The organism is Buchnera aphidicola (Chaitoregma tattakana) (assembly GCF_039370165.1).
Classification (GTDB): Bacteria; Pseudomonadota; Gammaproteobacteria; order Enterobacterales; family Enterobacteriaceae; genus Buchnera_G; species Buchnera_G aphidicola_F.
This window is the reverse complement of sequence record NZ_CP134991.1, coordinates 404052-419464: the sequence shown is the minus strand read 5'-3', so window position 1 is coordinate 419464 and position 15413 is coordinate 404052. Positions and strand designations below refer to the sequence as shown.

The 15413-nt window shown below is 22.9% G+C and carries 12 protein-coding genes and 3 tRNA genes; 11 read left to right on the top strand and 4 right to left on the bottom strand.

What is annotated here, in order from left to right:
* Window positions 1-696 precede the first annotated feature (696 nt).
* Window positions 697-2079, top strand: a complete 1383-nt coding sequence (der, locus tag RJI84_RS02065; RefSeq protein ID WP_343189088.1) for a ribosome biogenesis GTPase Der — start codon at window positions 697-699, stop codon at window positions 2077-2079.
* Between the two features lie 24 nt (window positions 2080-2103).
* On the opposite strand, the gene fdx is transcribed toward der, so the two are convergent.
* The 4 genes from fdx to RJI84_RS02045 form a co-directional block, all read right to left on the bottom strand.
* Window positions 2104-2433: an ISC system 2Fe-2S type ferredoxin gene (gene fdx / locus RJI84_RS02060; RefSeq protein ID WP_343189087.1), complete on the bottom strand. Its 330-nt coding sequence runs from the start codon at window positions 2431-2433 to the stop codon at window positions 2104-2106.
* A 15-nt stretch (window positions 2434-2448) separates the two neighbouring features.
* Window positions 2449-2934, bottom strand: a complete 486-nt coding sequence (gene hscB, locus RJI84_RS02055; RefSeq protein WP_343189086.1) for a Fe-S protein assembly co-chaperone HscB — start codon at window positions 2932-2934, stop codon at window positions 2449-2451.
* A 63-nt stretch (window positions 2935-2997) separates the two neighbouring features.
* Window positions 2998-3381 (bottom strand): Fe-S cluster assembly scaffold IscU, encoded by a 384-nt coding sequence (iscU, locus tag RJI84_RS02050; RefSeq protein ID WP_343189085.1) that lies wholly within the window; start codon window positions 3379-3381, stop codon window positions 2998-3000.
* A gap of 32 nt (window positions 3382-3413) precedes the next feature.
* The gene (locus RJI84_RS02045) at window positions 3414-4634 is read right to left on the bottom strand and encodes an IscS subfamily cysteine desulfurase (RefSeq protein WP_343189084.1); all 1221 of its coding nucleotides are present in this window, start codon (window positions 4632-4634) and stop codon (window positions 3414-3416) included.
* A 195-nt stretch (window positions 4635-4829) separates the two neighbouring features.
* Between RJI84_RS02045 and RJI84_RS02040 the strand changes: the two genes are divergently transcribed.
* The 10 genes from RJI84_RS02040 to RJI84_RS01995 all read left to right on the top strand — a co-directional run bounded on the left by RJI84_RS02040 (window position 4830) and on the right by RJI84_RS01995 (window position 15373).
* A tRNA-Trp gene (locus tag RJI84_RS02040) sits at window positions 4830-4903 on the top strand.
* A gap of 145 nt (window positions 4904-5048) precedes the next feature.
* Window positions 5049-6890, top strand: a complete 1842-nt coding sequence (ilvD, locus tag RJI84_RS02035) for a dihydroxy-acid dehydratase (protein ID WP_343189083.1) — start codon at window positions 5049-5051, stop codon at window positions 6888-6890.
* Between the two features lie 78 nt (window positions 6891-6968).
* Complete coding sequence (gene ilvC / locus RJI84_RS02030) at window positions 6969-8444, top strand: ketol-acid reductoisomerase (RefSeq protein WP_343189082.1); 1476 nt, start codon at window positions 6969-6971, stop codon at window positions 8442-8444.
* A 96-nt stretch (window positions 8445-8540) separates the two neighbouring features.
* Window positions 8541-10460 carry a UvrD-helicase domain-containing protein gene (locus tag RJI84_RS02025; RefSeq protein ID WP_343189081.1) on the top strand — a complete coding sequence of 640 codons (1920 nt, stop codon included), beginning with the start codon at window positions 8541-8543 and terminating at the stop codon, window positions 10458-10460.
* A gap of 61 nt (window positions 10461-10521) precedes the next feature.
* Window positions 10522-10854 (top strand): thioredoxin, encoded by a 333-nt coding sequence (trxA, locus tag RJI84_RS02020; RefSeq protein WP_343189080.1) that lies wholly within the window; start codon window positions 10522-10524, stop codon window positions 10852-10854.
* Between the two features lie 207 nt (window positions 10855-11061).
* Entirely contained in the window at window positions 11062-12321 is a 1260-nt protein-coding gene (gene rho, locus RJI84_RS02015) for a transcription termination factor Rho (RefSeq protein WP_343189079.1), read from the top strand.
* A gap of 265 nt (window positions 12322-12586) precedes the next feature.
* Window positions 12587-12662 (top strand) — tRNA-His (locus RJI84_RS02010).
* 40 nt (window positions 12663-12702) lie between these two features.
* Window positions 12703-12776 (top strand) — tRNA-Pro (locus RJI84_RS02005).
* Between the two features lie 114 nt (window positions 12777-12890).
* Entirely contained in the window at window positions 12891-13736 is an 846-nt protein-coding gene (gene dapF / locus RJI84_RS02000; protein ID WP_343189078.1) for a diaminopimelate epimerase, read from the top strand.
* A 179-nt stretch (window positions 13737-13915) separates the two neighbouring features.
* On the top strand, window positions 13916-15373 hold the full coding sequence (locus RJI84_RS01995; RefSeq protein WP_343189077.1) for a hypothetical protein: 1458 nt from the start codon (window positions 13916-13918) through the stop codon (window positions 15371-15373).
* The last annotated feature ends 40 nt before the right edge of the window (window positions 15374-15413 follow it).

Below are 15413 nucleotides of genomic sequence, written 5' to 3'. Positions count from 1 at the left end.
ACATAAATGTCCTATTTCCAAACATATTCAAAAAAAAATATATTAAAATTATAAAAATATATAAAAAAATATATAGCAATATATTAATTTAATAATAATATTTTAACTAAATATATATTTAACTAAAGTATTAAAACATATCTACAAAAGAGATTATAATTTGAAAGCAACTTTTATTAAATATTAATTACATGATTAATATAATAATAAAAAAGATAATATTTAATTAAAGTATTATATATTAGTTAAATAATTAATATAATAATAAAAAAGATAATATTTAATTAAAGTATTATATATTAGTTAAATAATTAATATAATAATAAAAAAGATAATATTTAATTAAAGTATTATATATTAGTTAAATAATTAATATAATAATAAAAAAGATAATATTTAATTAAAGTATTATATATTAGTTAAATAATTAATATAATAATAAAAAAGATAATATTTAATTAAAGTATTATATATTAGTTAAATAATTAATATAATAATAAAAAAGATAATATTTAATTAAAGTATTATATATTAGTTAAATAATTAATATAATAATAAAAAAGATAATATTTAATTAAAGTATTATATATTAGTTAAATAATTAATATAATAATAAAAAAGATAATATTTAATTTGATAAAAAATATAATTTTATGGTTAAATATGTTATTGTTTCATTTTTATATTGGTTTTTTTATGTTTGGTAAATATGTAAGCTTGATAGGAAGAACTAATGTTGGAAAATCTTCTTTGTTCAATATATTTTTAAATAGGAACATTTCTACTACTACTAATTATAAAAATTTTTCAGTGGATTCTAATGTAGCTTGCCTACGTAACAATAGCATGTGTATTTTGATTTCTGACACTGCTGGTATAAGAGAATTTAGTGGATCTAGTTTAGAACATAAAATTAATAAAAATATATTTTGTTATATTTTTAAATCTAATTTATTGTTATTTGTTATAAATGCTTGTGATGGAATTACATCATTAGATATAAATATTGCTAATATTTTACGAAAATCTGGAAAAGATGTGTTTTTAATAGTAAATAAGTCAGAAAACTTTAATTTTTCTAGTAATAATTTAGAGTTTTATTCTTTGGGATTTAAAAATATTTTTTTTACTTCTTGTAATAATATATCTGGAGTAAAAAAATTGCTTTATGATCATATAACTCCATTTTTAAAAAAAAATAATTTTCTTTTTGATTGTAAAAAACATCTAAAAAATTTTTGTTTATTAAATAATAATACTATTATAAAAAGATCTTGTAATGATACTATAAAAATTTCCATTTTAGGCAAGCCTAATGTTGGTAAATCTACTTTTATAAATTCATTGTTGAATAAAGATCGTTTAATAACAGATAATTTACCAGGAACTACAACTGATAGTACTGAAGTTTCATTTTTTTATAGAAACAAAAAATATGTTTTTATAGATACAGCCGGATCCAGAAGGTCTAATAAAAATGTATCTAAAAAAGAGTATTTGTCTTCAAAAATTGCTATACGTGCTATTAAAAATAGTTATATAGTTATGTTTATTGTTGATTCTACTATAAAAATATCTTTTCAAGATATAAGTTTAATACACTTTATTATTTCATTAGAAAAATTTGTTTTTATTGTTATAAATAAGTGGGACCTATTAAATAAAAATAAAAAGAGAGATTTTAGATATAATTTAAAGAATTTTTTAAAAAAAATTATTAATGTAGATTATTTTTTTATTTCTGCTAAAAAAAAAATAAATTTATTTTCTATATTTAAAGCTATAGATAATATTAATAAATTAGCTAAAAAAGATTATACTCCATCTATTTTAACTAATATATTAAATATTATAGTTAGTAAACACAAACCTCCATTATTTAATAAGAAAAAAATAAGATTAAAATATGCTAACTTAATTTCTAACGTTCCATTTAGAATATTAATTCATGGTAATAGAGTTGAAGGATTATTGTCTTCTTATAAAAAATATTTGGTTAATAGTTTTATAAAACATTTAAAATTAAAAGGAATAACTTTGAAAATTTTTTTTAAAAAAAATGATAATCCATATATTTAAAATATTTTTATCATTTTATTTTATTTATTTATTATAGTTTGTTGAATAATTTGGTATCTTTACTATAATATTTTTTTTTCCTATTTTAGCTTGACAAGATAATCTACTTTTTTCTTCAACTTGCCATGCTTTGTCTAAAGTGTCTTCTTCTTTTTCTAAACATTTTGAAAGAGAAGTAAAACCTTTTTTTATAATGCAATGGCATGTTGTGCAAGCACATGATTTTTCACATGCATGTTCAATTTTTATATTATTTTTTAGTGCAGAATCTAATATTGTATCTCCAGTTTTTGCTATGATTTTGGCTCCATTAGGTAATATTATTTTATGTGGTAAAAACACAATGTAGGGCATAAATCTTCCTTATTATTATAAGTATTTATTTAAAATTTTTTGAAGAAATTTTAATTTTATTAAAATTTTTTCAGATTTTTTCCATTGTTTTTTTTTTATATATATGTTTATTTTTTCATAATATTTTAATTTATTTTTTTTTATTTCTTTCAAAATTTTTTTAAGTTTTTTTTTATTATTAAACTTTTTATTAGTTTCTTCTATTTTATTATTTAGATTAAAATAATATAACAAAAATTTATGATCATATATATGATATTTGTTTGTTTTTTTTGAATAGTTTTTTCTTATAATATATTCAGCTCTTTTTATCGGATTTTTTAGAATATTATATGCATTATTTATTATAATAGACTTTTGAATAAAATTTTTTATATTTTTTGATTGTTTAATATTTTTATCAGGATGAAATTTTATTTGTAATTTATAAAATTCTTTTGATAAAGTTTTATAATTTATTTTAAATTTTTCTTCTATATTAAATAGTTTAAAATAGTTCATATCTTTCCTAAATGTTAATAGTGCTGAACTATGCAGTTCAGCACAAAACCGTTTTTTTTAGAATTATTTTTTTTGTTTATTTTTATAGTCTAAAATTGCTGTTTTTATTGCTTCTTCAGCTAATACTGAGCAGTGTATTTTCACTGGAGGCAAACTTAGTTCTTTCACTATTTTTGTATTTTTTATTTTTTTTGCTTGCGCCAATGTTTTTCCTTTTATCCATTCAGTCATTAAAGAGCTAGATGCAATTGCTGATCCACATCCATATGTTTTGAAACATGCATCTTCTATAACTCCTTTGTTGTTAACTTTTATTTGTAATTTCATTACGTCTCCACATGCAGGAGCTCCTACTAGACTGGTTCCTACATTTTTTTTTTTTTCAGAAAATGATCCTACATTTCTTGGATTTTCATAATGTTCAATTACTTTTTTACTATAAGACATTTTGCAAAACCTCTTTGTTAATTTTAAATTATTTATAAATTATTATTTTTCCAGTTTATTTTTTCTATATTTATACCCTTTTTAAACATTTCCCATAAAGGGGATAGTTCTCTTAGTTTATTAACTGAACAATGTATAATTTTACTTGCATAGTTTATTTCTTTTTTTGTTGTAAATCTTCCAAAAGAAAATCTTATTGAGCTATGTGCTAGTTCCGTTTGTATGCCCATTGCTTTTAGTACATATGATGGCTCCAAACTTGCAGATGTGCACGCAGACCCAGACGATATTGCTATATCTTTTAGAGCCATAATAATTGATTCACCTTCTATATAGTTGAAACTTACATTTAATATATGTGGAGATGTATTTTTTAGTTCACTATTTAAGTATATTTCTTCTATATTTTTTATTTTATTCCATAGTAAATTTCGTAAATTTGTTAACATTTTATATTCTGACTTTATTTTTTTTTTAGAAATTTTAAATGCTTCTCCCATTCCAACAATTTGATGTACTGGAAGTGTGCCTGAACGCATTCCTCTTTCATGTCCTCCACCATGTATTTGAGGTGATATTCTTACTCTTGGTTTTTTTCTTATAAACAGGGCCCCGATTCCTTTAGGTCCATATATTTTATGAGCTGAAAAGGACATTAAATCTATTTTAGTTTCTTTCAAGTTTATTTCTATTTTTCCAACACTTTGTGTAGCATCTACATGAAAAAAAATTTTTGCATTTTTACATATTTCACTAATTTTTTTTATATTTTGTATTATTCCAGTCTCATTATTAACGTGCATGATAGACACTAATATAGTGTTTTTTTTTATGTTTTTTATTATGTCTTTAGATCTTATTATTCCATTTTTTTTTGGTTTTATATATGTTATTTCGCATCCTTCTTCTTCTAAATATCTACATGTGTCTAGTACAGCTTTATGTTCTGTTTTACTTGTTATAATATGATTTCCTCTATTTTTATAAAATTTTGCTATACCTTTTATTGCTAAATTTATTGATTCTGTTGCGCCTGATGTAAATATTATTTCTTTTGGATCTGAGTGTATTAAAATAGATATTTGTTCTCTAGCTATGTCTACTGCTTCTTCTGCAATCCATCCAAATTTATGAGATCTAGATGCTGCATTCCCAAAATTTTCATTTTGTGTTAAATATTTTGACATAATTTTTGCAACATTTTTATCTACAGGAGTAGTAGCTGCATAGTCTAAGTAAATAGGTATTTTCATTTTTTTGTTTTTTTTGTTATAAAATATTTTTTTAAAAAAAATAAATTTTATTTTAAGAATCTATTTTATAAAATATATAGACTATAATTTTTTTTAATAGTATTATATTATCATGTAGTTTTTTATTAAGAATAAAAATTTGTGTTTTCAAAAAAACTAATGTTTTTTTTTATTAAAAAAATTAGTATATTTTTTAGGGGTGTAACTCAACTTGGTAGAGTGTCGGTCTCCAAAACCGGATGCTGGGGGTTCAAATCCCTCCTCCCCTGTAAAAGTTTTTTATATTTTTTTATTCATATTTTTAATAAATTTTTATATGATAATCATAATTTTTTGTTTAAATTCATTAAACTAGTCAATGAGTTTTTTCTCAAATATTTTTAGTATATAAAAATATTAAAAAAGGATAATAAAATGATACCTTATAGATCTTCTACTACTACACAAGGTAAACATTCTTCTGGTTCAAGATCTCTTTGGAGAGCTACTGGAATGAAAGATGAAGATTTTAAAAAGCCTATTATTGCAGTAGTAAATTCTTTTACTGAATTTGTACCTGGACATATTCATTTAAGAAATTTAGGTAAATTAGTTGTAAAAGAAATAAATTTTCATGGTGGAGTAGGTAAAGAATTTAATACTATTGCTATAGATGATGGTATTGCAATGGGTCACTCTGGAATGTTATATTCTTTACCTTCTAGAGAAATTATTGCAGATTCTATAGAATATGTAGTGAATGCACATTGTGTTGATGCAATGGTTTGTATATCTAACTGTGATAAGATTACTCCTGGTATGTTACTAGCTTCTATAAGACTAAATATACCAACTATATTTGTTTCAGGCGGTCCAATGGAATCTGGTAGAATAAATGTTGATGGTAAGATAAAAAAAATAGATTTAGTTGATGCTATAGTAACAAGTTATAGCAATTATAAAAATGATTTATCTAATATGATAGAAAAGAATGCTTGCCCTACTTGTGGTTCTTGTTCTGGTATGTTTACAGCTAATTCTATGAATTGTTTAACTGAAGTTTTAGGTATATCTTTTCCTGGAAATGGAACCTTATTAGCCACTCATGTGGATAGAAAAAAGTTATTTGTTTCTGCTGGTAAATATATAGTAAAAATTGCTAAGAAATTTTATAAACATGGTGACATTAAAGTTCTCCCTCGCAGTTTAATAAACAGAAAATCTTTATATAACGCAATGTGTCTAGATATAGCAATGGGCGGCTCAACCAATACTATACTACACTTATTAGCAATTGCTAGAGAAGGAAATATTAAATTTGATATTTCTGACATTGATTTTTTATCCAAGAAAATTCCTTATATTTGCAGGATTTCTCCTAATTCTAAAAATTATTATATCGAAGATTTTCATAGAGCAGGAGGAGTTTCAGGATTGTTAGGAGAATTGTATAGAGGTAATTTTCTCAATTTAGAAACTGTAAATTTTTTAGGACATACTTTAAAAGAAATTATATTACAATATGATATTATGATATCAAGTGATATAAATATAATAAATATGTTTAAATCAGGACCAAAAGGCTTAAAAACTACTGTTCCTTTTTCACAGTCTTTTAGATGGGATGTTTTAGATACAGATAGAAAAAATGGTTGCATAAGGTCAATAAAATATTCTTATTCCAATGATGGAGGTATTGCAATTTTGTATGGAAATATAGCTAGACGCGGATGTGTAGTAAAAACAGCTGGAGTGAATAAGAATAGTTTAATTTTTTCAGGACCAGCTAAAGTTTATGAAAGTCAAGAAGATGCAGTTGATGCAATATTAAAAGGTGAAATTTTAAAGGGTGATGTTGTATTAATAAGATATGAGGGTCCTAAGGGAGGTCCTGGAATGCAAGAAATGTTATATCCTACTTCTTATTTAAAGTCTGTAGGTTTAGATAAACATTGTGCTTTAATTACAGATGGAAGATTTTCTGGAGGAACTTCCGGGTTGTCTATTGGACATATATCACCTGAGGCAGCTGATAAAGGTGAAATTGCTTTAGTAAAAGATAATGACATTATTTATATAAACATTATTAAAAGAACAATTTCTTTAAAAATTTCAGAAAAGGAAATGAAGAAAAGACAATTGTTTCAAAAATCTAGAGGTAAAAATTCTTATACTCCTATTTTAAGAAATAGAAACATTTCTGATTCATTAAAAATATATTCTTATTTTGCGTCTAGCGCTGATAAAGGAGCTTATAGAGATATAAAAAATATTTAGAGATGAATAAGGCAATGGTAAGTGTATGTTAAAATATATGTAATATTGTATTTTTTTATAAAATATTATGGAGATTGCATGAAAAATTATTTTAATACTTTAAATTTTAGGCAAAAATTAAAAGAATTGAAAAAATGTAGGTTGATGAAAAAAATAGAATTTTCGAAAAAGTCTAACGTTTTAGTTAATAAAAATATAGTTATTATAGGATGCGGTTCTCAAGGATTAAATCAAGGCTTAAATTTGAGAGATTCTGGTTTGAATGTTTCTTTTGCTCTTAGAAATTCTTCTATAAAAGCTAAAAATACATCTTGGCAGAACGCTTATAGAAACAATTTTAATATAGGAACATATCAAGACTTAATACCATATGCTGATTTAGTAATAAATTTAACTCCTGACAAGCAACATTCTAAGGTTATAGAAAAAATAGAAAAGTTAATGAAACTTAATTCTATTTTAGGATATTCTCATGGATTTAATATTATAGAATATGGACAAAAAATTAGACGTGATATTACTGTGATTATGGTAGCCCCAAAATGTCCAGGAACGGAAGTTAGAGAAGAATATAAAAGAGGGTTTGGGGTTCCTACTTTAATATCTGTACATTCAAATAATGATTGCAAAAAATTAGGTTTATCTTATGCTAAGGCATGGGCATATGGAATAGGTAGTCATAAAGCTGGAGTGTTAGAATCATCTTTTTCAGCAGAAGTAAAATCTGATTTAATGGGAGAACAAACAATTTTATGTGGAATGCTGCAATCAGGGTCTATAGTATATTATAATAAGTTAATTGATGAAAATTTTAATGAAGATTTTGCATGTAAATTAGTTCAACATGGGTGGGAAGTTATAACTGAGTCTTTAAAACATGGAGGTATAACTCTAATGTTTGACAGAATGTCTAATACATCTAAAATAAAGGCTTATAATATTTCCAATAAATTAAAAATTATTTTGAAGCCTTTATTTATAAAACATATGGATAATATAATTTCTGGAGATTTTTCTAAAAACATGATTGAGGATTGGAATAATAATGATAGAAATTTAATTAGTTTTAGAAGAAATTATAATGATTGTAAATTTGAAAATGCTAATTCTTCTGATAAAAAAATTCCAGAAGATGAATATTTTGAGAATTGTATTTTTATGGTAGCTATGTTAAAAGCTGGGATCGAATTATCATATGAAATAATGTTAGAGTCAGGTATTTGTAAAGAATCAGCTTATTATGAATCTTTACATGAAATTCCACTTATAGCTAATACATTATCTAGAAGAAAGTTATATGAAATGAATTTAGTTATTTCGGATACTGCAGAATATGGAAATTATATTTTTTCTAATAAGGCTATCCCAATTTTAAAAAATTTTATTGATAAAATAGATAGCACTAAACTATTTAATTCTCGAAATAGTAAATTTTATATAGATAATATAAAACTACATAATATAAATAAAGAAATAAGAGAGCATGGAATAGAAATAGTTGGTAACAAGTTAAGAAGATATATGAAAAATATGAAAACTATTTCTTTTAAATGATTTTGCTTAGAAATTTTAGTTTTAAATTGGACATAAAAGTATTTTGTACATTTCAAAAATGTTCCATTTTTTTTTAAAAAAGTAAAAAAAAAATTCATGTTATTAAATAATATACAAAAATGTGCTGTTGAATTCATATCAGATCCATGTTTGGTAATTGCTGGGGCTGGTTCTGGAAAAACTAGAGTAATAATTAATAAAATTATTTATTTAATTGAAAAACATGGAATAAACGCAAAAAATATTTTTGCATTGACTTTTACAAATAAAGCAGCTAATGAAATGAAAAGTAGGATTAGATGTATTTTAGGGAGATGTAAAACACGTTTGTTAAATATATCTACTTTTCATTCTCTAGGAATAAAAATTTTAAAACTTGATAATAGTAATCTTTATATTAAATCAAATTTTTCTATATTTGATAAATCTGAACAGAATTCTATTTTAAAAGATATTACTAAAAATTTTTTAAAAAATAATTTAAGTTTATTAAAAAGATTATCATCTTTTATATCAAAGTGTAAAAATGAATTTATAAGTTATAATTATGCAAAAAAAATGGCAACAAATTCTTTAGATTATGTTTTTGCAAATTGTTATGAAACTTATGAAAAATATTTGAGAAGTTTTAATATTTTAGATTTTGATGACCTAGTATTTTTGCCTGTATTAATTTTAAAAAAAAATATTAGTTTAAGAAACTATTTTAGAAAAAAAATAAAATATTTGTTAGTAGATGAATATCAAGATACTAATCTCGTACAATATAAATTAATAAAATTATTAAATAATTCTAAAAATTTTACTTTAGTTGGAGATGATGATCAGTCTATTTATTCATGGAGGGGAGCAAATCCTAAAAATTTTTTTTTTCTAAGTAACGATTATCCAAAAATTAAAGTTATAAAGCTAGAACATAATTATAGATCATCAGGAAGAATTCTTAATGTTGCTAATAATTTAATTTCAAATAATTCTCATTTATTTACAAAAAAGTTGTTTTCTAGTTTCAAATATGGAGAATTTATAAAAGTAATATCTGCTAAAAACGAATTTGACGAATGTAATAGAGTTGTAGATGAAATATTAAAATATCATAACTTAAATAATAAAAACTATAATGATTTTGCTATTTTATATAGAAATAATCAACAATCTAAAATTTTAGAAAAAATTCTATTAATACGATCTGTTCCATATAAAATATTTTCTAATGTATCATTGTTTAAAATATATGAAATAAAAAATTTGTTAAATTATTTAAAACTGATCATTAATCCAGATAATGACTTTTCTTTTTTGCAAATTATAAACACTCCTAATAGAAAAATAGGAAAAATTACATTATCTAAATTAAAGAAATCAGCAAAAAAAAATAAAATAAGTTTGTTTAAGTTTTGTTTAGATAAAAAAAATTTTAAAATGCTTAGTAAAAATAGTATTAATAACTTAGAAAAATTTATTATTTGGTTTAATGAAATATTAGATTTTTCTAACTATTTTCCAGATAAAGTCTTATACAAAATTGTTAAAGATACTAACTATTTAAGTTGGATGAAAAAAAAACATTCTAATCTAGAAAAATTGAACTTTTGTATAAAAAATTTAAAAATTTTTTTATCTTGGGTTAAAGATTTTTGTAAAAATAAAGCACATAATTATAAGTTACTTTTTCAACAAGTGATAGAAAAGCTTTTAGTGGAAGATGATAGCACAACAGATAGTTTTAAAAAAAAAAATTTTGTAAATCTAATGACATTGCATTCTGCAAAAGGTTTAGAATTTCCTTTTGTTTTTATAATTGGAATGGAAGAAGGTATTTTGCCGCATTATTCTAGTATAGCTACAAATGATATAGATGAAGAAAGAAGATTAATATATGTAGGTATAACTAGAGCAAAAGAACAATTGACTTTAACATTTTCTAAAACTAGAAAAAAGTTTGGTGAAAAAATTTTTACCACACCAAGTAGGTTTATACAAGAATTACCGAAAAAAGATTTACAGTGGATATAAATATTTTAAAAAAATAAATTTATATTAAAATTTTTTATACTTTTTATTCAGAGATATAATTATGTCATATAATGAAATAATTGAATTAAATGATAACAATTTTACAAAAAATGTTATAGAAAAAAAATGTGTTGTATTAGTAGACTTTTGGGCTGAATGGTGTAATCCATGTAAAATGTTAACACCTATTTTAGAAGATTTAGCAAAAGAATATAAACATAAACTGCAAATTGCAAAAATGAATGTTGAAAATAATAATCATATACCAAAGAAATATTCTATAAAAAGTATACCTACATTAATATTATTCAGTAATGGTATAATAAAAAAAACTTTAATTGGATCTATTTCAAAAAATCAATTAAAGATTTTATTAACTGATCATATTAAATAGTTTTAAACTAAAAAAAAAGCGGTTTTATTTCTCAAAACCGCTGGTTTATGTATATAAAATATAATATAATTTAAGTTAAATATGATCTTAATAGTAATTAAATATAATTTTTATTAATTTATATTTTATTTCATTAATATAAATTGTTATTTCTTTTAATAATCATTAAAAGATTTTAATCCCATATTACTAAGAATATAAAATACAATGAATCTTACCGAACTAAAAAACAACCCGGTTTCTGAACTCATTATTCTCGGTGAAAAAATGGGGCTAGAAAATTTAGCAAGAATGCGAAAACAAGATATTATTTTTTCAATATTAAAACAACACTCAAAAGGAGGAGAAGATATATTTGGTAATGGAGTATTAGAAATATTACAAGATGGTTTTGGATTTTTAAGGTCTTCTGACAGTTCTTATTTAGCCGGACCAGATGATATATATGTTTCTCCTAGTCAAATTAGAAGATTTAATTTAAGGACAGGGGATACAATAGCTGGAAAAATTAGACCGCCAAAAGAAGGTGAAAGGTATTTTGCTTTATTAAAGGTTAATGAAGTTAATTATGATAAGCCTGAAAGTTCTAGAAGTAAAATTCTATTTGAAAATTTAACTCCATTGCATGCTAATTCTAGACTTAGAATGGAAAGAGGTAATGGTTCTACAGAAGATATCACAGCTAGAGTATTAGATTTGTCTTCTCCTATAGGAAGAGGACAAAGAGGTCTTATAGTTGCACCGCCTAAAGCTGGAAAAACTATGCTATTGCAAAATATAGCACAAAGTATAGCTCATAATTATACAGACTGTGTATTAATGGTGTTATTAATTGATGAAAGACCAGAAGAAGTTACAGAAATGCAAAGGCTAGTGAACGGTGAGGTAGTAGCATCTACTTTTGACGAACCTGCTTCTAGGCATGTACAAGTATCAGAAATGGTTATAGAGAAAGCCAAACGTTTAGTTGAACACAAGAAAGATGTAGTAGTTTTATTAGACTCTATAACTAGGTTAGCTAGAGCATATAATACTGTTGTGCCAGCTTCAGGAAAAGTTTTAACTGGAGGTGTTGATGCTAATGCATTACATAGACCAAAAAGATTTTTTGGAGCTGCTAGAAACGTAGAAGAAGGAGGTAGTTTAACTATAATTGCAACTGCTTTAATAGATACTGGATCTAAAATGGATGAAGTTATATATGAAGAGTTTAAAGGTACAGGTAACATGGAGTTGCCATTATCTAGAAAAATTGCAGAAAAAAGAGTTTTTCCAGCTATAGATTACAACCGATCTGGAACCAGAAAAGAAGAATTATTAACTTCTAAAGAAGAACTAAAAAAAATGTGGATTTTAAGAAAGATTATACATCCTATGAGTGAAATTGATGCTATGGAATTTTTGATCACTAAATTATCTATGACTAAAACGAATAATGATTTTTTTGAAATGATGAAAAGATCATAAATTTTAAATATTATGTTTATTTAATTTTATCTTAAAAAATTATATTTTTTTTATTTTAGCACTATTTTTTTAAGTATTTTATTGAAATATTTTTTTTATATAATATAATTAGAATATATTTGTATAAATAATGTAAAAAAAATGTTATTTTTATAAATTTTATGTATTTTAATAAATTTAAAAGTTTTATTTTTTTTAACTTTATTTATAATATATTATTTATATATATTTATATTATTTTAATATTATTTTAATATACAATTTGGTGATTATAGCTCAGTTGGTAGAGCCCTGGATTGTGGTTTCAGTGGTCATGGGTTCGAATCCCATTAATCACCCCATAAAAAATATATCTTCAAAAATATTAAAAAATATTTTTAACGGCGGATAGCGCAGCTTGGTAGCGCAACTGGTTTGGGACCAGTAGGTCAGAGGTTCAAATCCTCTTCCGCCGATTAGTTTATAATTTATTTTTTAGTAAAATATCGTTTAAAAATAATATCTTAGTTTTATAAAATGGTCTTATAAAAAAAAAAGTATATTAACTATTTTTTATAAATAAAAATTTTATGCAATTAACTAATTTTTCTAAAATGCATGGTTTAGGAAATGATTTTATAATATTTAATAATTTAGATAACAATATATTTTTTACAGAGACATTGGTAAGAAATTTGTCAAATAGAAATACTGGTATTGGTTGTGATCAATTAATTATAGTAGAAAAAAGTGTTATTAATAAAGTAGATTTTTTTTGTAGAATTTTTAATTCTAATGGATCTGAGGTCTTTCAATGTATAAATGGTGTAAGATGTTTTGGAAAATTTATTAATATAAAAAAAATTTCTACTAAGAAAAATTTGTATGTGATGACTAAGAATCAAAAGATTTATTTAAATGACATAGATACAGATTGTATTTCTGTAAAACTATCTAATCCTATTTTTGATCCTAATAAAATTCCTTTTTTAAGAAAATATTCTAAATATGGATATTATGCACACATTGGTAATATTAAAATACAATATTTTATTGTATCTTTAGGTAATCCACATTGTGTTATTTTTGTTGATAGAATTCATTATGCTAATGTCAAAACTATTGGAACATTTTTTGAAAAAAATAGTTTATTTCCATGTGGAGTAAATGTAAATTTTGTAGAAATAATTTCTAGAAACGAAATTTATGTGAGAACATATGAAAGAGGTGTAGGGGAAACTAAAGCTTGTGGCAGCGGAGCTTGTGCATCTGTTGTAATAGGTGTTAAAAACAGTATTTTGAATGAGAATGTATTAGTTAACTTATTGGGTGGAAAACTCAATATTTTTTGTAAAAAAAATTTAAAACGGGTTATTTTATCTGGTAGTGCTATTCACGTTTTTGATGGAGTTATAAATTTAAAAAGTTTTTATTAAAAAGTTTATATTATAAAAAATTTAAAGTGTTACATTTTAATAAATGTATTTGTTACATTTTTTAAATAGAAAAAATATAAATTTAAAAAAATTTAAATTTTATTAAATAAATTGCTTGACTAAATATAAAAAATTTAATTAAATGAAAATTATAGAATACGCATTTAAGGCATAACATTATGTCATATATTTGTAAAATAAGTGAAACAACATCTGTAAAACGTGTTATAAATGTTGATTCTAAAAATATTCTTAAAGAAAATGAAGTAAACATGATTCAAGATTATAAAGTTGATTCATTTAAAAAACCAGAAGTTAGTACAGTAATTACGCTAATACCAGAAAGAAAACCTTTTACTTCCAAAAAGTTAAATTATAAAAAATATAGTAAAAAATTAGATAAAAATTGTTTTGCTAAATTATCAAATAAAAAAAATAAAAATCGTGCAAATAAAAATAGTGTGTTAACTATTGATAAGTATCAAACAATTAAATATATTAAAAATGGCCCTGAAACATCTAGTTTTAGATTATGTTATGATCAAGATAAAAACAAAGTTACTTTTTTATCTTCATTATTAAAATATAAGAATTCTAAAATTGATAATGTTAAAAATGATCTTGCAGATAATGACATTATATCTGATGTTTTACCAGGTTTAGAAGATTTTAAAAAAGTGTATGATAAACAAGTACAAACTGCAGCAAAAGTTTCATATACTTCTTTTTCTTCAGATTATAATAAAACTACTAAAATATATAATTCTAAAAGAATAAATTTAAATATTGATAAAAATGTTAGACACATGAAATTTAGTGTGACTGCAGATGTAAAAAAAGTTGATGAAAATAATAACAGACCAAAAGTTAATAATTTAAATTTTTTACAAAGAGAACGTGCTTTTCAAAACAAGATTAGACAAGAAAATATTAAAGCAATTGCTCCAAAATTAGAAAAAAAAGTTATTTATAGACATGATGCTAAAGTAGTAAATATGAAAGTACCTTTACACAACAGATGTTGTGAAAGCGTAAAAAAAGCTGCTGATATAGAATCAGGTCATAGAATAGAAGAAGTAGATGAAAATAAAAATAAATGGAGATTATTAAATGATGCTAATGAATCTTTTTCATTAGTAAAATTTGGAAGAGATATACAAGATAATTTTAAATTTTTGAACAAAACACCGAAAGATAATTTAAATAAATTTTTTATGCTTGAATTAGGTCATGTAGACATGTCTATTAATGGGCATTCTATAACATCAGATAAAAATCCTAAAGTTATTTTAAGAAAGTTTAAAAAAATGTTACCTAATTTGTCAGATAGAAAATTAGTATCATGTTTTTCTCAAGAAGGAGTGTTAGCAAAATCATTTTTTGGAGTAGCTGGACAATATCCAGATATTTTAAAATATACATTTAATGCTCCTAAAATTTCTTATAAAGTAAATAGAATTAATGAAAATAGTTTTGAAATAGACATATGTAGTATTGCTAAATCAAGACCATCTAATACTTATTATAATGGAGTTTTAGTAAATAAACCAACTATAGATGCATATGGAATGAAAACTAATATAGTTGTTTCTAAAATTACTAATCCAATAATTAGAAATTTATTTTTTGTAAAATAAATAAGATCTTTTTTATAATTTTTATAAAAATAGTTTACTA

What these genes read in the sequence shown, in the direction of transcription:
- der (WP_343189088.1), top strand. Translation starts at nt 697, where the DNA reads ATGTTTGGTAAATATGTAAGCTTGATAGGAAGAACTAATGTTGGAAAA.
- ilvD (WP_343189083.1), top strand. Translation starts at nt 5,049, where the DNA reads ATGATACCTTATAGATCTTCTACTACTACACAAGGTAAACATTCTTCT.
- trxA (WP_343189080.1), top strand. Translation starts at nt 10,522, where the DNA reads ATGTCATATAATGAAATAATTGAATTAAATGATAACAATTTTACAAAA.
- ilvC (WP_343189082.1), top strand. Translation starts at nt 6,969, where the DNA reads ATGAAAAATTATTTTAATACTTTAAATTTTAGGCAAAAATTAAAAGAA.
- fdx (WP_343189087.1), bottom strand. Translation starts at nt 2,433, where the DNA reads ATGCCCTACATTGTGTTTTTACCACATAAAATAATATTACCTAATGGA.
- dapF (WP_343189078.1), top strand. Translation starts at nt 12,891, where the DNA reads ATGCAATTAACTAATTTTTCTAAAATGCATGGTTTAGGAAATGATTTT.
- RJI84_RS02025 (WP_343189081.1), top strand. Translation starts at nt 8,541, where the DNA reads ATGTTATTAAATAATATACAAAAATGTGCTGTTGAATTCATATCAGAT.
- RJI84_RS02045 (WP_343189084.1), bottom strand. Translation starts at nt 4,634, where the DNA reads ATGAAAATACCTATTTACTTAGACTATGCAGCTACTACTCCTGTAGAT.
- RJI84_RS01995 (WP_343189077.1), top strand. Translation starts at nt 13,916, where the DNA reads ATGTCATATATTTGTAAAATAAGTGAAACAACATCTGTAAAACGTGTT.
- iscU (WP_343189085.1), bottom strand. Translation starts at nt 3,381, where the DNA reads ATGTCTTATAGTAAAAAAGTAATTGAACATTATGAAAATCCAAGAAAT.
- rho (WP_343189079.1), top strand. Translation starts at nt 11,062, where the DNA reads ATGAATCTTACCGAACTAAAAAACAACCCGGTTTCTGAACTCATTATT.
- hscB (WP_343189086.1), bottom strand. Translation starts at nt 2,934, where the DNA reads ATGAACTATTTTAAACTATTTAATATAGAAGAAAAATTTAAAATAAAT.